This is a genomic window from Tenacibaculum haliotis (assembly GCF_025215075.1).
GTDB lineage: Bacteria > Bacteroidota > Bacteroidia > Flavobacteriales > Flavobacteriaceae > Polaribacter > Polaribacter haliotis_B.
Genome location: NZ_JAOBTH010000022.1, coordinates 1 through 24,078 on the forward strand (window position 1 = coordinate 1; position 24,078 = coordinate 24,078).

The window sequence follows — 24,078 nt, forward strand, 5'->3', positions numbered from 1 at the left end:
AACAGCTTAAAGAAAGGCGAAAATTTAGAATTTGTTAAGAGGAAATCAATTGGTTCTTCTCAAAAACAAGCCCAAAAGGATGCTGAAGCTCAAGCTGAAAAAGATGCTGAGGAACAAGCTCAAAAGGATGCTGAAGCTCAAGCTGAAAAAGATGCTGAGGAACAAGCCCAAAAGGATGCTGAAGCTCAAGCTGAAAAAGATGCTGAGGAACAAGCTCAAAAGGATGCTGAAGCTCAAGCTGAAAAAGATGCTGAGGAACAAGCCCAAAAGGATGCTGAAGCTCAAGCTGAAAAAGATGCAGAGAAAAAAGGAAACACTAAATCTAAATAACAACGGTTATGTCAAATTTAAACGGTGTAAGTATAGGGAAAGGTAAACAAGGAGCTAATATCCTTGGAGGTGCTGATTCGGTAAGTGGAATGATTGTAGGAGCTCCGGCTCCTGCATCTCTTACTCATGATGTTGTAAAGGTAGTTTTCAATATGAAAGATGTTGAAGCTTTAGGTATTACCCAAGAATATGATACTACAAATAAAGTAAACGTACATAGGCATGCTGTTGAGTTTTACAGAGGTGCTGGAGAAGGTACTGAATTGTATATTATGGTTGTTGATCCTATAACAACAATGAGTGCTATTTGCGAAACTAAAGCAAAAAGTATGTTACCGGTTGCTAAGGGTAAAATAAAACAACTTTCAATTGCTATTAATGTTCCTGAAGGTGATGTAATTACGATGTTAAACGGAGTTCCTGAAAACGTGTATAATGCAATCCCTAAAGCACAAGCATTAGCCTTATGGGCTTTTGATAATCATATGCCTTGTCAGGTTTTTTTAGAGGGTTATAATTATGGAGGAGAAGCTTCATCAGTAGCTAATTTAAGAGAAATTGAAAATGTAAGAGCAACAAAAGTATCTGTATTCATAGGTCAAGATTATAAGTATGCGAAAACACGTACGGGTAATTGTCAGAAATTTGCAGATGTTGGTACGTTGTTAGGAATTTGTGCAAAAGCTAAAGTGCATCAAAATGTAGGTAATAACGAAGAATTCAATATTACGGATGCAACAAAAGATGCTTGGATGGAACCAGGACTATCATCACATACACCAAACGATCAGGTTTTTGAAGATTTACAAACTTTAGAAGAAAAAGGTTTTCTTTTTGGAGTAGAATATACAGGTATGGCAGGTGTTCGTATAAATAACGATCATGTGTGTACGCCTGTTGTTGTAGACGCTGATAATAAGGTAAACGAACATACTATTGCGTATGGTCGTGTTATGGATAAAGCTGTAAGAGGATTACGAACTGCTTATTTGCCAAAAGTTAAAACAGACTGGGTGGTAAATAAAGATACAGGTAAAATTCCTCCAGGAGTAGTTGTTGCTTTAGAAAACATTGGAGACAAAGTTTTTGAAGATATGGAACAACGTGGTGAAATTACGTATGGTAAAACATCTGTAGATAAAGATAGTGATCTGATTGTGTCTAAAGAGTTGAAAGTTTCATTTGTAGCAATCCCTAAAGGATCTATTGGAGAAATTAAAGGAACTATTAATTTAAAAACACAAGTATAATGTCATCAATTATAAGAAACGGAAAAGCATACGATTCGGCAGATGTAAAAGTTCAGATTAATGGTTTTCCTATCGAGGTTAGTAAAATCTCTTACGGTAACGAACAGGACAATCAATTAAATTACTCATTAGGTGCCAATCCGACTTCTTGGTCTAAAGGTAAAATTAAACCAAACGCATCTATAGGAATAGCAATGCATGATATTACGCCTTTCGAGGTAGCGTCTCGTGGGAGTATATTAGATATTAAACCCTTTTTTGTTACAGTTGAATTTGTAAATGAATACAACATTATTGTTGTTGATACAATTTTAGCAAAATTCCAATCAGAAGGACGTGATGTAACTGGAGATATGGGCTTAATGAAAGACTATGATTTGTTTGCCTTAGAGGTAAAATTAAACGTAGCATCTTAATTAAATAACACTTAAACAATAGTTAAAATGGCTTTAAAAAAAGTTAGTAAAGAAGTTAAAGAAACGCTTAAAAAAGAGCACGGAGATAAATTAAAATCATTGATTTTACCATTAGACGATATGAATATCGATGAGATGGAGGTTTTAGCAATTATTCCTAAAAGGAGTGTTGTGGGGCAAACAATGAAATTTATGCAAACAGACCCCAAAAAGGGACAAGAAATTTTAGTTAAAAATTGTTTGGTAACAGGAAAAGAAGAAGTATTAAATGATGATGCTTTGTTTTATGCAGCAGCAGGTTTATTAACTGACTTAATTCCGATTCGCCAGGGAAAGTTTGGGAAAGTCTAGAGCGGTGCTCTAGACTTAACGAAGAGGAAGGTGCTGATTTGTATTTGAAAGCAGATGCGCTAATTAGTCATTTTTTGCATATTCCTTTTCCTGAAGCCTTAAACGATGATACTTGGGCTGTAAAATGGGCGCAAATAAATTGGTTAGCAAGTGTAGGAATTTTATCGATTAAACAAAAGTAATGAGTAACGGAAAAGCCATCATTGTAAATTTAGCAGCACGTTATGCGGCGGCTTTTGGTGTAGTTGCAATCAGTAAGTTTTTAAACGCAAAAGTACTTTACACCGAAGATAACAAGTATAATGTTGATGTTGATGATGTTTATGAAGCAGAAACTGAAACAATTACTTTTAAATATGATGGTCAGGAGTTAGGTTTTGGAAAGATGCTTACTGGAGATAATGATACTATTTATGCACCTCCGTTAATGGTTAGTTTCTCTAGAGATAAAAACTTAATTGAAACAGAGGTTTCAGGGAGTGATAATTTAGTAGTTGAACGTTGGGGAACAAAACCTTGGGCTATTGATATTCGTGGTATTATAATCGATGTAGAAAATCGGCAATACCCAAAAGATAAAATCAGCCAATTATCTCGTTTTTTCGAACATAACAACATTATTAAAGTTATTGGTGAGCAATTTTATGATAAAGACATTGATAGTGTTTATTTAACAGCTGTTTCAATTACTCCTGTAGAGGGTTTTGGGGATACAATACAGTTTAGTTTATCGGCTAGAAGTGTTAAGGGTGTTAATTATACACTTTTAAAACCTTTGTAAATGAATTACTTGTATTACAATATCGATGTAAGAATTACGATTAATGATGCGATACAGTTTTCCGCAGTAGAATCTATTTATATAGAGAGTACTATAGACAAATTTTCTGATACAGCAAAAATAACACTTCCTAGAGAGTTTAAAAATGCTCAAGAAAAAGGGAAAAGTTTATCACTTGTTCAGAAGAATTTACTAGAGCTAATTAAGTCTGGAGATAAAATAACAATTGAAGCTGGTTACAATAATGAGCTTGTTACTGAATTTGAAGGTTACATAGATGAAATAGGTGCTGATATTCCTTTATTATTGATTTGTGAAGACGAAATGTATCAGCTGAAAAAGAAAGAAAAAATTAATAAAACTTTCGCTTCAGTAAAATTAGATGCCTTATTACAATTCATTGCTCCAGATTATAAAATTGAAGCGTTAAACATATCTCTTGGTAAGTTTATGATTGAGAATGCAACGCCTTATAAGGTTATTCAGGAGTTAAAGAAACAATACGGTATTCGATGTTATTTTAAGAATAAAACTTTGGTAGCTGGCCTTGCTGTTGATTTTAAACCATCAGTATCACATGATTTTGTTTTTGGAAGAAATATCCGAAAATCAAATAGTTTAAAGTATGCAACCAAAGAACAACGTAAAAGATTTTACAAAGGTATAAGCCATGAAACAGGAACCTCAAAAAAGGTAACTTATGAATATGGCGACAAAAGTGGCGATCACAGAACCTTGCATTTGCCTTTAAACTTATCTGAAAGTGAGGTAAAAGAATGGGTTCACAAAACACACGATAGTAATGTGTATGATGGATACGGAGGAAGTATAGAAAGTTGGGCTATTCCTTTTACCAAAGCAGGAGATAGTGCCAAATTAACAGATCCTAATTATCCTGATAAACACCGAGACATGGTGCTTTTTATTGAAAGTGTTGTAGTGAGTATTAATAAATCTGACGGATATAAACGAACAAATAAGTTGTCCTTTAAAATCAAATAAAATGAAGTTTAAATACTATTTAATAGTTTTTTTAAGTGTGTTTCTTTTAAGCTGTGCTACGGTTCCGAAACCACTAGAAACAACGACTATTGAAACTAATAAAATCATAAAAGAAATTATAAAAGACACTGTTTTTATAACAAAAAAAGACAGTTCTTATTATAAGGCATATATAAGATGTGTCAATAATGAACCCGTAATTGTTGGTCAACAAAAAACAAGGCAATCAGATTATAAAAAAGTATTTCCAAAAGCAGTGTCTGGTAAGTTTTTAGAGCCTCCAAATGTTCATTTAAAAAACAATGTTTTAAGTGTAAGTTGTAAAGCTGAAGCACAGCGACTTTTTGTAAAATGGAAAGAACAACATATTCAAGAACAATCCAATAAAACTAAAACAATAGTATTACCACCAAAATTAATTGAAAAAGAATTGAGTTGGTGGCAGCAGCTTTGGATTGTTTTAGGTAAAATTTTTCAAGGCATAATAATATTTTGGGTTTTAAGTAAAATACCATGGAGAAATTTCTTGAAGCTGTTGCCTTAATAGGTGAAAAACCTTTAACAACTAGTGTTGGTAAAGTAGTGAAAATTACAGGAGATACTTGTGAGGTAGAAAGAGAGCATTTACCAAAGTTGTTAGATGTTCGTTTAAATGCTGTGGTTGGTAGTTTTGAAAGTTCTTTTGTTATTTATCCAAAAATAAGTTCGGAAGTGTTAGTTGCAGCAGTTGAAAAGAACCCACAAGAAACTGCAATTGTAAAATATACAGAAATTGATAAAGTTGCTATTAAAATTGATGCTTTTGAATTTGATGTAGATAAACAAGGGCTAACAGTTAAAAACAAAGGAGAAAGTTTTAAAACGATTGTTAATGATCTGATTGACGAGCTGAATAAGATTTTAGTTATACAAGGAAACACAATTAATGTTCCGGCTATGAATGCAATTAAAGAACGATTTAATAAAGTGTTAAAATAATGCCATTAACTAAACAACAATTAGCGGATAAACTATTTCAGATTCGTGAGGAATATTCAAATGACTCTAATGTAGATCCTGCAGCAGCTCGTAGAGAAATGGCAGATAAGGAAGCACAAGCAATTAACGATTTTATTATTGATAGAGTTACGGAAGTTACCGGAACAAGTGTTTCGGGAGGTGCAGTTACAGGAGCAGGAAAAATTAAGTAATTATGGTAGATTTTCTTTTAGATGAAAACGGTGACTTAGCTATTGAAAATGGTGACTTTGTTTTAGGCGAAACAGATCAGCAAAATGTTGAACTCCTTTTGTTTTCTAATAAAGGAGAATTTAAAGAATTTCCTTTAGTTGGTTTTGGAGCTATTAACTACATAAAAAGTAATGTTTCTGAAATAGAGTTTAAACGTGATTTAAAAATACAACTAGAGTACATCGGTTATGATAACCCTATAATTGATTTAAGTAATGGCTTTGAAGCCTTAAAAATTGAAGTTTAATGTTACAATTTATACAAGAAAATTTATCACAAATATTAGGTTACACTTTAGGTACTGGAGGTGTTGTAATGGCTATAATAGAACGCAGAAAAAATACAGCAATCACAAAAGGAGTTGAAGCAGATGTAGAAAGTAAAGAGATTGATAACGGTTCAAAAGTTATTGACATGTATAAAAAAGCTCTAGATGATTTGCCTAATAGATATGAGAAAAAGTATCAAGAAACATCTGAATTGTGGGAACGTAAGTTTCAAATGATGACTCAAGAAATGACGCAGTTGGAAGGAGCTTATCAACGAAAAAACAAATTATTAGAAGATGAAATAAAGTTGAAAAATAAGTTTATTTCTAGTTTAAAGAGAGAGTTGAGAGAAAAAGACAATGAAAACAGATTGTTAAAACAACAACTTAAAGATGCAAATAACAGTACTAAATAGACAGTCTTTTTTAGATGTAGCTGTATTGATAACAGGTAGCGTAGAAAATGCTTTTAAAATTGCTAACGCAAATAATAAAGCGCCAAGTGAAACAATTAATGCTGGAGATAAAATTACAATTCCTCCTGGAGTAATTCTTAACAAGGATATAGTAAATCATTATAAAGAAGAAGAAATACTCCCGGCAACTGGGTTAACACAAGAACACAAAGACACCATAACAGGCTGCGAAGGAATAGGCTGTTGGGCAATAGGAATCGATTTTAAAGTAAGCTAAATGAGTACAGTACAACAAATAAAAAACGAAATGATTGCGGTTAAGGAAAACGAAACCGCATTGGCAGGACTTACCAGCACAAGCAAAGTATCTATTTGGTTGCATTTGTTGTATATAGTGGCGGTTTGTGTGGGCGATTTAAAACAGTATTTCAGCAGCCATAGAACCTATATAGATGAGCGTTTGGCAAATCAAAAATCAGGTACATTGCCGTGGTACAGAAGTATGGCATTGGCTTTTCAATACGGATTCGATTTAATAACAGATACCGATACGTTTGATAATAACAATGCAGACGAACAGGCAATAGAAGATTCTAAAATAATAAAATATGCAGCTGTTAATGAAGGAGATAAACCAGGAACAATAGTAATAAAAGTAGCTACTGAAGAAAGCGGAAAATTAGCAATACTAACACCTGAAGCAGAAACATCAGTAAAGCAATATTTTAAAGAAATAGGTTTTGCAGGTGATAGAATTACCATCATTAACCATTTGGCAGATAAACTGTTTTTAAACATCCGCATATATATAGACCCGTTAGTGTTAGAAGTCAACGGAATGTCAAAACTAAACGGAAACAAACCTGTTGAAGAGGCTTTGCAGGAATTTATGAAAGAATTGCCGTTTAACGGAGAAATGCTTTTGCAAAGCATGGTAGATAAACTACAGGTTGTTGAAGGTGTAAAGGTGGCGCATTTGGTAGAAATAAAAAGTAGTTCGTTGGATGCTGTTGGCGGAAACCACGGAACACCACAAGTAATAGAAGTTAGCAAGATACCTTTAAGTGGTTATTTTGAGATTGAAACCTTTGATAATATTAACTATGTGGTATAGTATCGATTTTTATAAATGGGCAGTATTATTATTAATTACTAGGTTACGTAAACCAAAAATGATAGCATTTACAAAAAGCTTGGTGGCTCCAATTGTGAATTTGCATTATGAGTTTTTACAACGCAAAACGGCTGATGAATTTATAATTAACCACAACGGACAAGTATGTTATTTGCGTAAAGCGTTAAACGATGTTTTTGATGCCGATTTAAGGCGCATAGAAATAGGAGATGGAAACCAATTTGATCGACAATACATTTATACACAATCAGAACAAAAGCCAGTGTTTTTAGGTAAAATGTTTTTGAGAGATAGAACTGATTATGCGGATACTGGTGTAGATTTTATAGTATATGTACCCAATACTATTGTGCTATCACGAAAGGTAGAGCTAGATAAATGGATACACATTTTTAAAAAAGGAGTTAAACGATATAAAATAATAGGAAGATAATGAACCAAACAGATTTTCAACAAAATGGTGGGTTTCCTTTAGAAACCAATACGCTTAATTTTATGCAATCGGCTTATAGCATATTCAATGCTTTTGGGGCGTTAGCTGGCGATAAAACAATTATCAGCGGGTGCGAAACTCAAGGCAGTGAAGTAACCAATGGCTATGTATATGTAAATGGTGAGATTTTAGAGTTCCGTGGAGGAATCAAACAAACCACAGTGGTAATTATTGAAGATAATGAATCGGTTGAGTTTGAAGATGGAACAGTAAAAGATATTTATAAAACACGTTACGTAACTTTTGGTGTTTCAGGAAATTCAATTCCTTGGACAGATTTTAAACCTGTAGATAATTTAATTACTTTATTAAACAGAGTTGTGTTTTTGGAAGGTAAAGTTGTTTCGCCAGCTACAGAATCAGAGGTTACTGGAGCTACTGTTGCAAATAAATATATTTCTCCAAAAACATTACCTCAAAATTTTGTAAAAACACTTTACACAAAAAAACATACAATTGGTAATATTCCTGAAGAAGATTGGAATACAACTATAACCTTTCCTTCAATAAATACTACCAATTATTTAATTGTAGGAAATATGATTTCTAAATCAGGATATCCTTTTGCCGAAAATGATATCGCATGGGTTTACTATAATAAAACAGCAACTTCTTTTTCAATCTCGTTTAGGGAGATTTCAGGAGGGCGAAAAAACTTAGAGTTTCATTTTTCATTGATCTCAATATAACTTATAGGATAACATGGCATTAAAAGACACCGTTAAGCAATGGTTTAAAACCAAATTAAAACCAACCCAAGTACAATTTTATAGCTTCTTTGATGCTATTCGTTGGAAGGATGAAAAAGTAGCAACATCAGATGTTGATGGGTTAGATAATTTGTTAATCGCAAAAGCAGATAAAATTCCGTTTGATGTGCATTTAGCAGATACAAATAAGCACGTAACAGCTGAAGAAAAAGCAACTTGGAATGAAACATATTCCTTGTCGCCAATATCAGGGAGTAACAAGGTAGATTTATTAAGAAATGGGGTAAGCGTTTCTCAAATAGATTTAACGCCTTATTTAGATGATAGTAATTTAGCGCGTTTAACATCAGGTGTGGTTGATGCAAATGGGTTAGCAACCTTTACGCGTGATGATAATAGCACTTTTACTGTTGATTTGAGTAATTTAAAAGATACCCAGCAACAAGCCGATTTTAATCAAACCGATAACACGAAGCCTGATTTTATTAAAGGATTTCCGTTATCAGTTTTGGATAGTAATGGAGCTGAAAAATTTAAAACTAAAGAAATTCAGTTTGATGAGAATTTTGATTTTAACCCTGCTGAGAATGAGGTGCAGTTTAAATCAGAAAAATACATACAATTAGTTTCAAAAATTACATCTACGATTACAAATACTATCAATTCAGCATCAATAACTACTGATAAAGAATATGTACGTGATTTGCCTGACGGATTATTATATAAAGTATCTAGAGTTTTTTTGGAGATTGTAAATACAATAGAAGTAATATGGCAAAATAATAATATAGCATCAGGACATGCGTCACCCGAATTTTTAGAGTTCGAAATAGGTATTAGATTAATTGATTGCTCTATTAATTGGATGCCAAATAATTCAGACATGGTTTTATTTAAGCAAAGAATGAACCAATCAGAAATTCCAAACATTATTCAAAGTTTGGGTTATTTACACACGTTTAATAATACTGTGTTTAGAGAGAGTCAACTTGTTAGCAGTAATCCAACAGATAAAATTGGTTTTTCTTCAAAAACTATGAATTATTTAGGAAATATCACTGATAATGTTTCTGTGAATAGTTTTTTGAAGAATCTAGCAAACACCACTTACAAAAAATATGATTCCCAAACGGAAACAAAACTGTACATAAAAAGCAAGGTTAAATTTATGGATGATACCAACTCAAATGGTTTGAATGCATCATGGAGTTTTAAGACAAAAATTTTAGATTTTAAATTAAAAAAATAACAATGAAAAAAATAAAAACAATAAACAAAGTGCGTCAAGGAAAAGACGGTAATATGTATTACGTGTCAAGAGAAATTGTGAAGTTTAACCAATGTAGTACGTGTTTTACAGCGATTTATCAAGAAAAATTATTCGATATCGTAAAAGATGAAAACAACAATGATGTAGAAAATCTTATAGAGACCTACCCACAGGTAGCTGCAAACTTTTCTTTTGCTCAAGTAAATGGATTATTTACAGCGTTAGGTAAAGATATTTTAACGTCTGAAAATTTTGCAACGAAGTTCGATGAGTTACAGCTAGATGCTTTGTTATACGACACACTTAACCAAGAAATGTTAGGTCGTTATGGCACTAAAGAATGGGAAAAATATGAAACCTTTTAGAATGACCTTAAAAAGAAGAATTACAAAGTTGTACACCGTAAAAGCAATGCTACTATTATTTATGCCACTAATACTAATTTTAGTAAGTGGAGAAGTGCGCTCAAGCATCAGTAATTATGTTTATAGTGATAGTATTGCAGTATTTATAATGCTATTAACTATTGCAAGTACGCTTTTTATAAATAACGGTATTACAGATAGTAAATGGTATAATGTTATTTTAGGATTGTCGTTGACAGGAGTAGCATTAACACCACATTTAGACTATTCTTTTCTGCATTATACGTTTGCTATTATTTTCTTTTTAGGTTCGGTTTTCGTGATGATATTTTATTCATCAGAAAAGCAAAGAATCTACAAGATAATTGCAGGAGCAATAGTAGTATTAGCAATGTTAGGAACGTTTCTGTTTAACTGGTACAGTTTACTAATTGCCGAATGGATAGGGCTTGTGCCTATTTGTATTCATTTTATCGGCGAAGCATTACATAAAATAGATTAAGAAAGACATTGGGGTTTAAAAAGTCCCCCAACAAAATAAAAACTTCTCACAGTATTTTAAATTTAGCATCAAAGCCCAGTTGGAGGACATAAGTCTTCTAATTGGGCTTTGCTTGTTTAAAATAATACTGTGAGAGCCACAAAAGTAAGAATAGTAATTAAATTAAAAATAATAAATGAGTAAAAATTATGCTACTGCGCCTTTGCCGTTTCAAGGTCAAAAACGGAACTTTATCAAACAATTTAAAGAGGTGTTAACAACCTATCCTACAGATGCTATTTATGTCGATTTGTTTGGAGGAAGTGGTTTGCTAAGTCACACCGTTAAAAAAGAAAATCCGAATGCAACTGTTATTTATAATGATTATGACAATTTTAAAAAGCGTTTAAACGCCATTTCAACAACCAATAAATTACTTGATGAGTTAAGAGTTGTAGTTAAAGGATTACCTAATAAACAAGCAATCCCTGAAGCTGTAAAATTAAAAATATTACAAGTAGTTGCCAAAGCTGATAAAAATGGTTTTGTTGATTATATATCATTGTCATCAAACATACTTTTCAGTATGAATTATGTGAGTTCGTTGGATGAGTTAAAAAAGCAAAAGTTTTATAATAAGATTCGTAAAACCAATTATGATGCTACAGGTTATTTAAAGGATGTGGTGTTTGTAAGAAGTGATTATAAGCAGTTGTTCAACCAATATAAAGATGTAAAGAATGTGGTGTTTTTGGTTGATCCACCATATCTATCAACTGACTGTTCAACGTATAAAAATTACTGGAAATTAGCCGATTATTTAGATGTATTGAAAGTATTAAAAGATACTAATTACTTTTATTTCACATCAAACAAATCAAGTGTAGTAGAGCTATGTGAGTGGATAGAAACTAATACAGGTGGTAAAAATCCATTTAACCAAGCTAAAGTGGTGTATCATTACAACAGCACCACACACAATACTGGTTATACTGATATTATGTTGCATAAGCGTTACACAACTAATACTACCGAATTATGAGAATGCGCCGAAAACAGAAATCATTTACAAACAAAGAATTAGATATTAATACGATTAAAAACGATTATGAAAAAATTAAAATTAGATTGGAAAAAGAACACCACTTATCCTAAATCTAATGGATTAAATGTGTTCGGAACGTTTGTGTGTGGTGGCGGTTCTACCATGGGGTATAAATTAGCGGGTTATAATCATTTAGGCGGTGTAGAAATCGATAAACGAATGCAAAAGATGTATGTGGCTAATCATAACCCAAAACACTTTTATTTAGAAGATATACGCCAATTTAACACGCGTACTGATTTGCCAAAAGAATTATATAATTTAGATATATTGGATGGTTCTCCTCCGTGTTCAACTTTTTCAATGAGTGGCAAACGTGAAAAAGGTTGGGGTGTTGAAAAGAAATTTAAGGAAGGTCAAAAATTACAAACGCTGGATGATCTTGTTTATGTTTATTGTGATACGATTGAAAAACTACGTCCGAAAGTAGCAATACTTGAAAACGTTTGTGGTATTGTAGCTGGTAAAGCTAAAGGTTATACAATTGGCATTTATGAACGATTAGAAAAAGCAGGATATACCGTTCAGATTTTTCAGTTAAATAGTGCTACAATGGGAGTTCCTCAAGCTCGTGAACGTGTATTTTTTATAGCTAGACGAAATGATTTAAAATTAACAAACTTAAAACTAGAATTTAATGACAAACCCATATATTTTTCTGATCTGGTTGATAAAAATAGTACAACTCATAAGTCTTTGTGGCCTTCCATTCAGGTTCGTTTACCGTTTGTTGAAAAAGGTGATCAGAACTTAAAGTTTGCAGATGCTAAATACAGAAATAAGAAAACCTATAATGCTTTTTTTAGTACAGCTATTCTGTATGATGATGTTGTAGCGCCTACATTAACAAGTAGCGGAACAACGATATATTATAATGAAAAACGAAACTTAAATGATATCGAATACAGGCGAATGAGTACTTTTCCTGTTGATTATGATTTTTGCGAAACTAACGTTCGATATGTGTGCGGTATGAGCGTGCCTCCTTTGATGATAGCACGAATAGCAGAACAAATCCGACTACAATGGTTTAAATAATAATTAAAGGGCTGTTAAACGCCCTTTAATTGTATCTTTGAAGTATATGTGTAATCGCTCAAAAAATGTACTTTTCATTTTATTTTTATGTACTTTTTGTTTTGCCGATTATACTTATAAAAATACGTTCAATGTAATTTTCTTTAAACTTCAATTATTTAGGTAAAACCATAAAACTAATAATTCATTTATTCTTAATACCTTTTATTAAATTCATTTTAACCTCACTCCCCACTAAAGCACAAACAAATTAGTTAATCATATAAAAGATGCTGTTAACTAATTGTTTCAATATCTGGTACCGTTATTTCACCATCATCTTTAATTATTGATGGAAAAATTGTTGGCGCTATCTTTTTAACAGGAACGTATAAAATAGACTCTTCTAAATTTTCTTTGTTTACAAACGGAATCGTATCATTCATTTTTCCGAAGAAAATAAAAACAACACTTAAAATTAAGCCTATTTTTAAAGCGCCAAAAACACCACCTAATATTTTATTAATAATTCCTAGTGAGGCAAAATCAGCAATTTTAGTTAATGCTTTACCTAATAAGGATATTGTAATTATAATAACAATAAATGTTGCTGCAAATGCCGCTAATGAAATATACTTTTCATCCCAAGTAACACTATCTTTTAACCAATCGGCAATAAAATAAGAAAAGTGTATTGCGCCATAAACTCCAGCTACTAAAGCAACCAAAGAAGCAACCTCAACAAACAAACCTTTCATCAATCCTCGTATAAAGCCAAAAAGAAGTAAAGCCGCAATAATAATATCAAATGTATTCATCAGTATGTTTTAAAGTCTTTTGTCTAAAAATTGTAACAACTCCCCTTACGCCAACCTAAACTCGTTTCAAGTTCTCATCACAACGTACTATTTACTAAAAAGATGTAATTCTAAAATAAATTCAGAATGACGCTTTGATATTGAGTTATGAATCAAAATGGGGATTCATTTTTTCTAATAAAATGCACTCAAAAATTATGTGTGCAGATTGTGCACCAAATATACACAACTCATTTGTATCTTTGCATACTCAAAAAACTCAGATGGAGAAAGAAGTTAACTTAAAAGAAAAATGGGCTTTTCTGATAAAAAATTTATCAGATCAATTTGCCGACGGTGACGAGTTAAATGTAGATGCTGTTATTTATTTAATCGGCGTACAAGAATTAGGGCAAGGGCAACGAAAATTTAAAAAGGATGAAAAAGTAAACTTAATGCATATTGCTATTTGCAAGCTTTTAGAACCTTACGGATATTACGAGTTCGATTTCTTTGATGAAGATGGTTGGCCACATTATAAAACCTTAACCGAATTGCCAAACTTAAAACCTGGCGAGCAATCTGTTTTAATAAAAGAAGCAATAATCAATTATTTTGAATTGATTAACTTTTTTAAACAGTAATTAGTCGTTACTTCTCATAAAACAAGAGCAATTTCATAAAAAAGAGATTGCTCTTATTTTATTTAAGTAACACTTAGTTTTCTAATCATTTTTGATAAAATTTTAGGAAAAAAACGTTTTACATACACCGCTAACCTTTCTTTGGCTCCGCCGATATATACTTCTTCTCGTTTCTTTTTAATAGCTTTTAGCATCAGTTTGGCAAACCGATCTGGGTTAATTCCGTTTTTGGTTGCGCTATCCATTTTATTTTGTGGAGAACCATCACCCGTTAAAGCGTTTTTAGAAACATTTGTCGTTACAAAACCAGGACAAACCAAGGTTACTGAAATATTATCACTATAATGTTCGGCGCGCAAACTATCAAAAAAACCATGTAGCGCATGTTTCGTTGCCGCATAACTCGATCGCAGTGGAGTACCAATTTTACCAACAATACTGGTAGTTATCACAAAATGACCTGCTTTATTTTTAATAAAATAAGGTAATAATGCTTTAGTTAACCCCACGGTACCTAAATAATTCACGTCCATTAAACGTTTATCTACAGAAACATCCGTGTTTTTTACTAACGAACGTTGGCTAATACCTCCGTTATTAACCAAAACATCAATTGTTCCAAAACACAACATTGCAGCTTCAACTTTAAGCTTCATGTTTTCATACTTTTCTAAATCAAGTGTAACAATTTTTACTTTTGAAGGATTTTTACACACATTTCTAACTTCTTCTAAGGTGTTTTTATTTCTAGACGATAAAATTAAATTCACATCATAATTTGATAATTCAATTGCCAATGATTTACCAATACCAGACGAGGCTCCCGTAATCCAAAACACTTTATTTTTAAGACTCATATTTATATTTGCGTTATAAGACTTCACTAAAATAAGCAAGAAAAAATAAAAACGGTACACTTCTTGGATAGAAGTTAGCAAATGATTAGTTTTAAAACCTTATTAGCAACCCTTTAAATTATAATGATGAAAAAATTACTGGCTCTATTAATATTCGCCACTTCAATAGTTAACGCTCAATATACCGTTAAAGGAACCATGACCCCTCCAGAGAAAACCGATTGGGTTATTCTCTATAAAATAGAAGGAGCTAAGCAAAAATTCATTGCAAATTCCACAATAAAATTCGATACTATAATTGTTAGTGGAGAAAAACAAGTATTAGGAAAGTTTCAACTTGATTTATCAGAAGACGCTAAACCTGGTGCGTACAGAGCTACTTACAGAAACAAAGGTGCCGGATTTGTAGATTTTTACTTTAACAAAGAAAATGTAGAATTTATTTTCAACCCTAAATATCCAGACCAATCAGTTGTTTTTACTGCTTCTAGAGAAAACAAATTGTATAATGAGTATTTAGAAGCTTATGCTTCAGTTCAAAATAAAATTGACGGAAATCAAGGTACTTATGTTACAGATGGCGACAAAGAAGCCAAAAAAGCATATAAAAAAGGATTAAAAGAGCTTGAGGATGTGCAGGATATGTACGAAAATAAATCGGAAGGTATGCTTGTAAACCATTTTATCAAAGCAACACAACGATACAATCCATCTAGTCCTATTGACAATATGGAAGACTACAGGACATCTACAATCGATAACTTTTTTAAATATATTGATTTTAATAGTGATCCTTTATACAATTCATCTTTTTTAATGGATCGTATTACCGATTATGTTTTCTATTTAAATTCTTCTGAAGACAAGCAATTACAACAAAAACTTCTTCGAAAAGCTATTGTTACTGTAATGAAAAAAATCCCTCGTGGTAAATTAAAAAAAGCTACTATAGAGTTTTTAATAACTTCTTTAGCTGATAAACGTAATGGTGAAGCTGTAGACTGGGTGTTAGATGAATATTATGATGAATTACCTGCCGATCAATTTGACGCAGATTTTAAGAAAGAAAAACTAGAACTCTTAAGAGCTACTATTGGTAGAATTGCGCCAGATTTTTCTTGGGATGAAAACGGAGAAGAAATAAAGTTATCTACCTTAAATGATGGTGAAAAGTATTTATTAATATTTTGGAGTACTGGTTGTCCTCATTGTGTTAAAGAAATACCTGTTTTACATGAATCTATGAAAGAACGTAACGACATTTCTATCGTTTCTTTTGGTATTGAAAAAGACAGTATTGCATGGACTGATTTTGTTAAAACGTTACCTAATTGGCATAATGCTATAGGAACTCATCCAACATGGAAATGGGATAATGAAACTGTAAAAGCATACCAATTATTAGCAACTCCTTCTTATTTTGTATTAGATAGTAATAAGAAAATTATCGCTATGCCAGATCACATGGAAGATGTTCAAAAATACTTTGAGAAAAATTAAAGAATACTTAAATAAGTAAAAACAAAAAAAATCAACAATTTAATTGTTGGTTTTTTTTGTTTTAAAAATATAAGAACGCATCTTTTATATGATGTATCTTATAATTGTCTTTATTTTTTAGCATCGCAATAATATCAAACCGTACTTCAACATCTAAATCTTTTTCAATTACATAATTATCTATTGCCATAACTAGTAATTTTATTTTCTTCGGATTAACAAAATCTTGCGGATTCCCGAAATAAGTATTCGATCGTGTTTTAACTTCTATCGCAACTAAAACAGCTTCTTTTTGTGCAATAATATCAACCTCCGCTTTTTTAAATCGGTAGTTTTTTTCAATAATTAAATACCCGTTTTCTTGTAAATATTCAACCGCTAATTTTTCTCCTTCCTTACCAAGTTCGTTATGTTGTGCCACTAATTAAAATTTATGGTTGTATTTTTTTCTTGAATACCAACCTCAACTGTTCTACCCATAATTAAAGCTCTGTTATCAGGTTCGTGGCCCGCAGGAAAATCGAATAAAACAGGAATATCCTTTGGCAGAACATCTAAAATTAATTGTTCTATTGAAGTTCCCCAAGGCGTTGTATTCTTTTTAATTTTTGTCATATCACCTACAATTACTGCTTTTACTTTCGTAAAATATCCTGCACGCTTTAAACTTTGTAACATTCTATCAATCGAATACTTATACTCTCCTATTTCTTCAATAAATAAAATTTTACCATCCGTAGATATTTGACTCTTTGATCCTAACATTGATGCTAAAATGGCAATATTCCCTCCTACTAATTCTCCATTTACTCTTCCTAGTCGATTGTGTTTCGAACTCGGAATTTCATATTCTAAACTCTCACCAAACAATGCTCTTTTAAGCGATTCAACACTTTTTGCTATTACTTCAGGAGCATCTTGCATGCTTGTTCCCATAATTCCGTGAATCGTCTCAACTCCTAAATTGTGGATATGATTATGAAAAGCAGTTATATCAGAATAACCTATTACCCATTTCGGATTTTTCTTAAAATTAGAAAAATCTAATTTATCTAAAATTCGTACCGAACCGTAGCCACCACGAGCCGACCAAATTGCTTTTATATTCGGATTATCAATTGCTTCTTGAAAATCTTCACAACGCTCCTCATCGGTGCCCGCAAAATGATGTCCTTGATTAAACATGTGTTTTCCATAAACAACTTTCAATCCCCAACTTTCAGCTAACTTTTTAGCTTTGTTTATAACATGTTTTCTGTTTTTTAAAATTCCCGCAGGAGCAACAATTGCAATTGTATCACCTATTTTTAAAGAAGGCGGAGTTATTAATTTCATAGTTTGTGTTTGTGAAAAAGCTAATGAAACTGTTAGTAAAAAAGATAGTATTAGTAAGTTTCTCTTCAAAATAGTGTCTTATTTCTTAAGTATATTAATTTATTAAGTCTAATCTATGTAAATGTACCCATTTTATAACAGTTTAAAAAATTGCTTTTTCGTACTTTTGCGCTTTAATTTTTAGGATAAAAAAATGAGTACACCAAAAAGATATACAATTACAGCAGCATTACCTTATACAAACGGCCCTATTCATATTGGTCATTTAGCAGGTGTATATGTTCCTGGAGATATTTACGCACGTTTTTTACGTCAAAAAGGAAAGGATGTAGCCTACATTTGTGGTTCTGACGAACACGGAGCTGCAATACCAATGCGTGCAAAAAAAGAAGGTGTTACTCCGCAAGATATTATTGATAAATACCATGGTATTATCAAAAAATCTTTTGTTGATTTCGGTATTTCTTTTGATAACTATTCGCGTACGTCTTCTGAAATTCATCATAAAACAGCCTCTGATTTTTTTATCAAAATGTACAATGATGGAGAATTTATTGAAGAAGTTACAGAGCAATTATACGATGCTGAGGCAAATCAATATTTAGCAGATCGTTTTGTGGTTGGTACGTGCCCAAAATGTGGTAACGAAGAAAGCTACGGAGATCAATGTGAAAAATGTGGTACAAGTCATAACGCAACAGATTTAATCAATCCTAAATCGGCAATTACAGGAAATGTTCCTTCTTTAAAAGAAACAAAACACTGGTTTTTACCGTTAGATAAACATGAAGATTTTTTACGTAAATGGATTTTAGAAGGTCATAAACATGATTGGAAACCTAATGTTTTAGGACAATGTAAATCGTGGATTGATGACGGTTTACGCCCTAGAGCTGTAACCCGTGACTTAGATTGGGGAATTTCGGTGCCTATTGAAGGAGCAGACGGAAAAGTATTATATGTTTGGTTTGATGCACCTATCGGTTATATTTCATCTACCAAAGAATGGGCTGCTCGCGAAGGTAAAAACTGGGAAGATTATTGGAAAAAAGACGACACAAAATTAGTACACTTTATAGGAAAAGATAATATTGTATTTCACTGTCTTATTTTTCCTGCAATGTTAAAAGCACATGGCGATTATATTTTACCAGAAAATGTACCAGCAAACGAGTTTTTAAATTTAGAAGGAAACAAATTATCAACGTCTAAAAACTGGGCGGTTTGGTTGCACGAATATTTAGAAGATTTTCCGAATCAGCAAGATGTATTACGTTATACCTTAACGGCAAATGCGCCAGAAAGTAAAGACAACGATTTTACTTGGAAAGATTTTCAAGCAAAGAACAACAATGAGTTAGTAGCTATTTTTGGTAATTTTATAAACCGTGTAGTTGTTTTAACGAATAAATATTACGATGGTAAAGTTCCTGCTGCTAATGAATTATCTGAAGTTGATGAAGATACTTTAGCTGCTTTAAAAGAATTTCCGAATGTAATTGCAAAATCTATTGAGCGTTATCGTTTTAGAGAAGCGTCTCAAGAATTAATGAATTTAGCGCGTTTAGGAAACAAGTATTTAGCCGATGAAGAGCCTTGGAAAATGATTAAGGTTGATGCAGAACGCACCAAAACAATTATGAATGTAGCCTTGCAAATTGCTACAGGATTAGCTGTTTTATCAGAACCTTTTTTACCATTTACTTCAACGAAATTAAAAAACATCTTAAATACTGATGCTAGTTTAACTTGGGAGGGTGTTTCTGAAAAAAATATTTTAATTGCTGATGATCACCAAATAAATAAAGCAGAATTATTATTCGCTAAAATTGAAGATACTGAAATTCAAGCGCAATTAGATAAGTTAGAAGCTACAAAAAAAGCAAACGAAGCTGAAAATAGAGTTTTGGAACCTCAAAAAGATACCATTGAATTTGATGACTTTACAAAAATAGATATCCGTGTTGGAACTATTATCGAAGCTGAAAAAGTAGCTAAAACTAAAAAGCTTTTAAAACTTACTGTTGATGTAGGACTTGACACGCGTACCATCGTTTCTGGTATTGCTGAAAGCTTTAAACCTGCCGATATTATTGGACAACAAGTTTCTGTTGTTTGTAATTTAGCGCCTCGTAAATTAAAAGGTATCGAAAGTCAAGGTATGATTTTAATGACCGATACTCCTGATGGAAAACTAGCATTCGTACAACCTTCTGAAAAGGTAACTAACGGAGAATTTATTTCTTAGATAAAAACAACATTTAACATAAAAAACCACGTATTAAATACGTGGTTTTTTATGTTTAAAACTAATACTTTTTCATAAATTTAAATTCTCATTACTTACTCGTAACCTTCTTAACATTACTATAAGGTTTAAAAAACACACTTGTAACTTTTTACTAACCTTTTTAAAACTTTATTTCGAGTAAACAGAAATAGTTTTGTGGTCAACAAAAACTTACTCAATGAAAAAATTCCTACTACTATTTACATTATTAACTACCTTACTTACTTTTGCTCAAAAAAAAGCAGGAATAAAAGGTAGAATCTTAGATGAAAACAATATGCCTTTAACAGGTGCAACTATTATTGTTAATTCTGGAAACCATGGAAATTATGCCGATTTTAATGGTTATTACGAAATTTTAAACTTAACAAAAGGTACTTATAACCTTCAGGTTTCATTTATCGGATATCAAACCTTAAATAAAACAATTACAATAACTAATACGATACATTTAGAAAACTTTTTTTTAAAACCAAAAACAAACAATTTAGAAGAAGTTATTATTAAAGGAAGTATTACTCGCGGGCAAGCTAAAGCTTTAAATCAACAAAAAAACAAAGATAATATAACCAATATTATTGCTGCAGATCAAATAGGAAAATTTCCAGATGCTAACATAGGAGACGCTTTAAAAAGAATACCTGGTATTACAATGCAAAATGACCAAGGAGAAGCTCGTGACATAATTATTAGAGGTTTAGCTCCACAATTAAATTCAGTTACTTTAAATGGAGATAAAATTCCTTCGGCAGAAGGTGATAATCGTCGTGTACAAATGGATTTAATTCCAACCGAAATGATTCAATTAATAGAAGTAAATAAAGCTGTTACTGCAGACATGGAAGGGGATGCTATTGGTGGGTCGGTAAACTTAGTTACTCGTTCTGCTCCTGCCAACTTTAGAGCTTATTTAACAGGTTCTTATGGACAAAACCCCGTTAGAAGCACTCCAAATTATAATTTTTCTGCTTTAGTTGCTAATAGAATCGCCAACAAAAAATTAGGTTATGTAATTAACACTACTTATAATTCTAATGAATATGGCTCTGATAACGTAGAGTTTGAATGGAAGTCGCCTACCGAAATTAAAGAGCATGATATTCGTCGTTACGATGTTAAACGTAACCGCATGAGTGTAGCTGCAAATTTAGATTACGCAGTAAACCCTAACACTACTCTATATCTTAAATCAATTTATACCAAACGAAATGATTATGAAAATCGATACCGTTTGCGCTACAAAAATAAAGGTGATGAATATAAAATTTCAAGACAAACTAAAGGAGGTATTAATAATAGCGAAAATGATAATACTCGTTTAGAAAAACAAAGTGTTTATAAATTTTCTTTAGGTGGTGAACATATTATATTTGGTAATGTAAAATTAAACTGGAAAACTGGCTTATCAAAAGCAAAAGAAGAAAGACCAAATGAACGCTATATAACCTATGAGGCTAAACAAAAAAATTCAGATATCGATATTTCTCAAGAAGGATTAAATACCCGTTTTCCTTATTTCACTTCTGCTTCTGGGTTTGATAACAACCCTGATGAATTTGAAATTGATGAAGTTTCTGAAGAGAATAAATACACCGAAGAAAAAAAATATAGTTCAAATATTGATATAAAAATACCTTTTAACAACTCAAGCGATTATAAAAACTCTTTGAAATTTGGTGCAAAAAATAAATACAAAGAAAAATTAAGAGACAATATTTTTTATGAGTTTGATACCGACGATTTCAGCTCATACCAAACATTATCGTCTACACCAAATGCAGATTATACTCTAAAAGGATTTTTACCAGGAAATCAGTATAAATCAGGAATATTTGCCAGCAGAGAATTTTTAGGGAATTTAAATTTAAAAAACGGAGAAATAGTTTTAGAAGAATTTGTACCTGAAAACTATAACGCCAATGAAAATATTTTTGCTGCTTATGCTTTGTGGAAACAACGCTTAGGTAATAAACTAAGGCTTTCAGCTGGTTTACGTGTAGAAAAAACAAATACAGAATACACAGGATATGCTATTGACGTTGAAACTGCATCTACCATAAATGATGTGACATCTATAACACAAACTAAAAATTACACTAATTGGCTTCCTAACCTACAAGTAAAATACAACTTTACAGACAACACAATTGCAAGAATAGCATGGACAAATAGCATAGCACGACCTAATTATTTTGATTTAGTTCCTTACCGTAATTTAAATAGTGACGATCAAGAGGCTGAATTTGGTAACCCAGATTTAAAACCTACCGAGTCTATGAATTTTGATTTAATGTTTGAACATTATTTTGCCAATGTTGGTATTATTTCTATTGGAGGTTTTTATAAAGATTTAGATAATTTTATTTATAAAATTACTAAAAATGAGGATTTAAAAATTGGTGGGGTTATAAACAACTATCAAGTAACTCGCCCTTTAAATGGAGGTACTGCTGAAATCTACGGATTTGAAACATCACTACAACGAAAATTAAATTTCTTACCTGGTTTTTTACGTAACATTACAGTTTACGGAAACTATACTTATACCAATTCAAAAACTACTGGAATTCAAGAAAGAGAAGATGGTTTAGCATTGGCTGGTGCAGTAAAAAATATGATAAATGGATCGTTAGCATACGAAACCAATAAGCTTACCTTAAGAGCTTCTTTGAATTATGCAGGTGATTATATTGATGAATACGGAGGAGAGTCTTCTAAAGATCGATTTTATGATACTCAATTATTTGTTGATGTAAATGCTAGTTACGCTATTACTAAAAATTTACGAATTTTTGCTGAAGCTAAAAACTTAACAAATCAAGAATTACGTTTTTATCAAGGAACCAAAAATCAAACTATGCAATCAGAATTCTATAATTTTAATTGGAATGCTGGTATAAAATATAATTTCTAATTCATGAAAAAAATTATAAGCCTTAGTATGGTATGTGTTATTTTGGCTAGCTGTAAAGTAACAAAAATACTACATACTAACCCACAGTTAAAACCTGTTATAGCAATAACAGCAAATGCAGAAACAACACCTGTTACTTCCTTTAATGATGCGGCTGATGACCCTTGTATTTGGATAAACCCAAATAATGTAATGCAGTCAGTAATTATAGGAACCAATAAAAAGGAAGGTTTAGAAACCTATAATTTAGATGGTAAACGTTTAGCAACCTATAAAATAGGGCGCATTAATAATGTTGATATTCGTAATGGTTTTGTTTTAAACGGAAAAACTGTTTCTATAGTTACTGGAAGTAATAGAACTTATAATACACTTTCTATTTTAATAGTAAAAGAGAATGGTGAGCTACAAGATATTGCCGCACGTACTATTAAATCAACACTGAAAGAAGTATATGGTTTAGGTATGTACAAAAGCACCAAAACAAACACTTTTTATGTTTTTATTGTTGGTAAACGAGGAGGGGTAGAACAATGGGAACTCTTCGAAAAGAACGGAAAAATAGATGCTAAAATTGTTAGAAATATCATTTTAGGCGGACAAGGAGAAGGTATTGTTGCTGATGATTTTCATGGAAAAGTTTATATCGGTCAAGAAGATAAAGCACTTTGGAAATATGATGCGGAACCAAACTCATCAAACATTAGAGTTAAAATAATAGGTACGAGAGACTTAAATATGAAATCTGATTTTGAAGGCGTAACATTATATGATTCTGGAAACGGAAAAGGCTATATTTTATTATCTTCTCAAGGAAACAATAGTTATGCAGTTTTTGATAGAATAAGCAATCAATATTTAGGAAGTTTTTCATTAAAAGATGGTATTGTTGATGGTACTAATGATACCGATGGCATTGATGTTACTAGCATTTCATTCGGAGATAAATATCCTAAAGGTTTTTTTTTAGCACAAGACGGAACTAATAACACAGCCAAGGATAGTTTAGCTCAAAATTTTAAAATAGTCGATTGGAAAAAAATAGAAAGAGCATTAAATCTTAAATAAAAAAACAACATTTTACTATATTTGAAACCTCACTTTTTAGTGAGGTTTTTTAT

General features: G+C 31.8%; 30 protein-coding genes. 26 read left to right on the plus strand and 4 right to left on the minus strand.

The features are described from left to right. The 21 genes from N2251_RS02890 to N2251_RS02990 all read left to right on the plus strand — a co-directional run. Positions 1 to 330: cell envelope integrity TolA family protein (locus N2251_RS02890; protein WP_260585213.1), on the plus strand; the 330-nt coding region annotated here is incomplete at its 5' end. A gap of 8 nt (positions 331 to 338) precedes the next feature. Next, the gene (locus N2251_RS02895; protein ID WP_260585214.1) at positions 339 to 1,580 is read left to right on the plus strand and encodes a DUF2586 family protein; all 1,242 of its coding nucleotides are present in this window, start codon (positions 339 to 341) and stop codon (positions 1,578 to 1,580) included. After that, positions 1,580 to 1,996: a hypothetical protein gene (locus N2251_RS02900; RefSeq protein ID WP_260585215.1), complete on the plus strand. Its 417-nt coding sequence runs from the start codon at positions 1,580 to 1,582 to the stop codon at positions 1,994 to 1,996. Before N2251_RS02895 ends, N2251_RS02900 begins: the two co-directional genes overlap by 1 nt. A gap of 27 nt (positions 1,997 to 2,023) precedes the next feature. Then, a complete protein-coding gene (locus N2251_RS02905) occupies positions 2,024 to 2,347 on the plus strand; it encodes a hypothetical protein (protein ID WP_260585216.1) in 324 nt (107 codons plus the stop codon). 38 nt (positions 2,348 to 2,385) lie between these two features. After that, positions 2,386 to 2,529, plus strand: coding sequence for a hypothetical protein (locus tag N2251_RS02910; protein ID WP_260585217.1), 144 nt, complete (start codon positions 2,386 to 2,388; stop codon positions 2,527 to 2,529). Continuing rightward, positions 2,529 to 3,128: a DUF6046 domain-containing protein gene (locus N2251_RS02915; RefSeq protein WP_260585218.1), complete on the plus strand. Its 600-nt coding sequence runs from the start codon at positions 2,529 to 2,531 to the stop codon at positions 3,126 to 3,128. Before N2251_RS02910 ends, N2251_RS02915 begins: the two co-directional genes overlap by 1 nt. After that, positions 3,129 to 4,130, plus strand: a complete 1,002-nt coding sequence (locus N2251_RS02920) for a hypothetical protein (RefSeq protein WP_260585219.1) — start codon at positions 3,129 to 3,131, stop codon at positions 4,128 to 4,130. Position 4,131: 1 nt separating this feature from the next. Then, positions 4,132 to 4,674, plus strand: coding sequence for a hypothetical protein (locus N2251_RS02925; protein WP_260585220.1), 543 nt, complete (start codon positions 4,132 to 4,134; stop codon positions 4,672 to 4,674). Continuing rightward, positions 4,644 to 5,108, plus strand: a complete 465-nt coding sequence (locus N2251_RS02930; RefSeq protein ID WP_260585221.1) for a hypothetical protein — start codon at positions 4,644 to 4,646, stop codon at positions 5,106 to 5,108. Before N2251_RS02925 ends, N2251_RS02930 begins: the two co-directional genes overlap by 31 nt. Further along, entirely contained in the window at positions 5,108 to 5,320 is a 213-nt protein-coding gene (locus N2251_RS02935) for a hypothetical protein (RefSeq protein ID WP_260585222.1), read from the plus strand. The genes N2251_RS02930 and N2251_RS02935 overlap by 1 nt, the downstream gene beginning before the upstream one ends. 2 nt (positions 5,321 to 5,322) lie before the next feature. Further along, positions 5,323 to 5,607, plus strand: coding sequence for a hypothetical protein (locus tag N2251_RS02940; protein ID WP_260585223.1), 285 nt, complete (start codon positions 5,323 to 5,325; stop codon positions 5,605 to 5,607). After that, a complete protein-coding gene (locus tag N2251_RS02945; RefSeq protein WP_260585224.1) occupies positions 5,607 to 6,044 on the plus strand; it encodes a hypothetical protein in 438 nt (145 codons plus the stop codon). The genes N2251_RS02940 and N2251_RS02945 overlap by 1 nt, the downstream gene beginning before the upstream one ends. Beyond that, entirely contained in the window at positions 6,022 to 6,321 is a 300-nt protein-coding gene (locus tag N2251_RS02950) for a hypothetical protein (RefSeq protein ID WP_260585225.1), read from the plus strand. Before N2251_RS02945 ends, N2251_RS02950 begins: the two co-directional genes overlap by 23 nt. Continuing rightward, the gene (locus N2251_RS02955) at positions 6,322 to 7,158 is read left to right on the plus strand and encodes a nucleotidyltransferase (protein WP_260585226.1); all 837 of its coding nucleotides are present in this window, start codon (positions 6,322 to 6,324) and stop codon (positions 7,156 to 7,158) included. It abuts the gene before it with no gap. Next, a complete protein-coding gene (locus tag N2251_RS02960) occupies positions 7,148 to 7,612 on the plus strand; it encodes a hypothetical protein (protein ID WP_260585227.1) in 465 nt (154 codons plus the stop codon). The genes N2251_RS02955 and N2251_RS02960 overlap by 11 nt, the downstream gene beginning before the upstream one ends. Then, positions 7,612 to 8,361, plus strand: a complete 750-nt coding sequence (locus N2251_RS02965) for a hypothetical protein (RefSeq protein WP_260585228.1) — start codon at positions 7,612 to 7,614, stop codon at positions 8,359 to 8,361. Before N2251_RS02960 ends, N2251_RS02965 begins: the two co-directional genes overlap by 1 nt. A gap of 13 nt (positions 8,362 to 8,374) precedes the next feature. Beyond that, positions 8,375 to 9,631 (plus strand): hypothetical protein, encoded by a 1,257-nt coding sequence (locus N2251_RS02970; RefSeq protein WP_260585229.1) that lies wholly within the window; start codon positions 8,375 to 8,377, stop codon positions 9,629 to 9,631. Positions 9,632 to 9,633: 2 nt separating this feature from the next. After that, entirely contained in the window at positions 9,634 to 10,017 is a 384-nt protein-coding gene (locus N2251_RS02975; RefSeq protein WP_260585230.1) for a hypothetical protein, read from the plus strand. Continuing rightward, a complete protein-coding gene (locus N2251_RS02980; RefSeq protein ID WP_260585231.1) occupies positions 10,004 to 10,519 on the plus strand; it encodes a DUF7103 family protein in 516 nt (171 codons plus the stop codon). Before N2251_RS02975 ends, N2251_RS02980 begins: the two co-directional genes overlap by 14 nt. A gap of 175 nt (positions 10,520 to 10,694) precedes the next feature. Then, on the plus strand, positions 10,695 to 11,540 hold the full coding sequence (locus N2251_RS02985; protein ID WP_260585232.1) for a DNA adenine methylase: 846 nt from the start codon (positions 10,695 to 10,697) through the stop codon (positions 11,538 to 11,540). A 66-nt stretch (positions 11,541 to 11,606) separates the two neighbouring features. Further along, complete coding sequence (locus N2251_RS02990; protein WP_260585233.1) at positions 11,607 to 12,641, plus strand: DNA cytosine methyltransferase; 1,035 nt, start codon at positions 11,607 to 11,609, stop codon at positions 12,639 to 12,641. A 275-nt stretch (positions 12,642 to 12,916) separates the two neighbouring features. On the opposite strand, the gene N2251_RS02995 is transcribed toward N2251_RS02990, so the two are convergent. Then, complete coding sequence (locus N2251_RS02995) at positions 12,917 to 13,438, minus strand: CvpA family protein (protein ID WP_260585234.1); 522 nt, start codon at positions 13,436 to 13,438, stop codon at positions 12,917 to 12,919. 263 nt (positions 13,439 to 13,701) lie between these two features. Here N2251_RS02995 and N2251_RS03000 point away from each other — a divergent pair, with 263 nt between their 5' ends. Further along, positions 13,702 to 14,061 carry a hypothetical protein gene (locus N2251_RS03000; RefSeq protein WP_260585235.1) on the plus strand — a complete coding sequence of 120 codons (360 nt, stop codon included), beginning with the start codon at positions 13,702 to 13,704 and terminating at the stop codon, positions 14,059 to 14,061. Positions 14,062 to 14,123: 62 nt separating this feature from the next. Here N2251_RS03000 and N2251_RS03005 read toward each other — a convergent pair whose 3' ends face one another. Then, on the minus strand, positions 14,124 to 14,918 hold the full coding sequence (locus N2251_RS03005) for an SDR family oxidoreductase (protein ID WP_260585236.1): 795 nt from the start codon (positions 14,916 to 14,918) through the stop codon (positions 14,124 to 14,126). 126 nt (positions 14,919 to 15,044) lie between these two features. Between N2251_RS03005 and N2251_RS03010 the strand changes: the two genes are divergently transcribed. Continuing rightward, a complete protein-coding gene (locus N2251_RS03010) occupies positions 15,045 to 16,418 on the plus strand; it encodes a TlpA family protein disulfide reductase (RefSeq protein WP_260585237.1) in 1,374 nt (457 codons plus the stop codon). A gap of 61 nt (positions 16,419 to 16,479) precedes the next feature. On the opposite strand, the gene N2251_RS03015 is transcribed toward N2251_RS03010, so the two are convergent. Together N2251_RS03015 and N2251_RS03020 are read right to left on the minus strand one after the other, a co-directional pair. Further along, positions 16,480 to 16,839 (minus strand): YraN family protein, encoded by a 360-nt coding sequence (locus N2251_RS03015; protein WP_260585238.1) that lies wholly within the window; start codon positions 16,837 to 16,839, stop codon positions 16,480 to 16,482. After that, entirely contained in the window at positions 16,839 to 17,753 is a 915-nt protein-coding gene (locus N2251_RS03020) for a S66 peptidase family protein (RefSeq protein WP_260585239.1), read from the minus strand. Before N2251_RS03020 ends, N2251_RS03015 begins: the two co-directional genes overlap by 1 nt. Before the next feature lie 193 nt (positions 17,754 to 17,946). On the opposite strand from N2251_RS03020, the gene metG reads away from it, so the two are divergent. The 3 genes from metG (at position 17,947) to N2251_RS03035 (ending at position 24,025) form a co-directional block, all read left to right on the plus strand. Continuing rightward, positions 17,947 to 20,001 (plus strand): methionine--tRNA ligase, encoded by a 2,055-nt coding sequence (gene metG, locus N2251_RS03025; protein ID WP_260585240.1) that lies wholly within the window; start codon positions 17,947 to 17,949, stop codon positions 19,999 to 20,001. Positions 20,002 to 20,221: 220 nt separating this feature from the next. Then, positions 20,222 to 22,957 (plus strand): TonB-dependent receptor, encoded by a 2,736-nt coding sequence (locus N2251_RS03030; RefSeq protein ID WP_260585241.1) that lies wholly within the window; start codon positions 20,222 to 20,224, stop codon positions 22,955 to 22,957. 3 nt (positions 22,958 to 22,960) lie between these two features. Beyond that, positions 22,961 to 24,025, plus strand: coding sequence for a phytase (locus N2251_RS03035; RefSeq protein ID WP_260585242.1), 1,065 nt, complete (start codon positions 22,961 to 22,963; stop codon positions 24,023 to 24,025). The last annotated feature ends 53 nt before the right edge of the window (positions 24,026 to 24,078 follow it).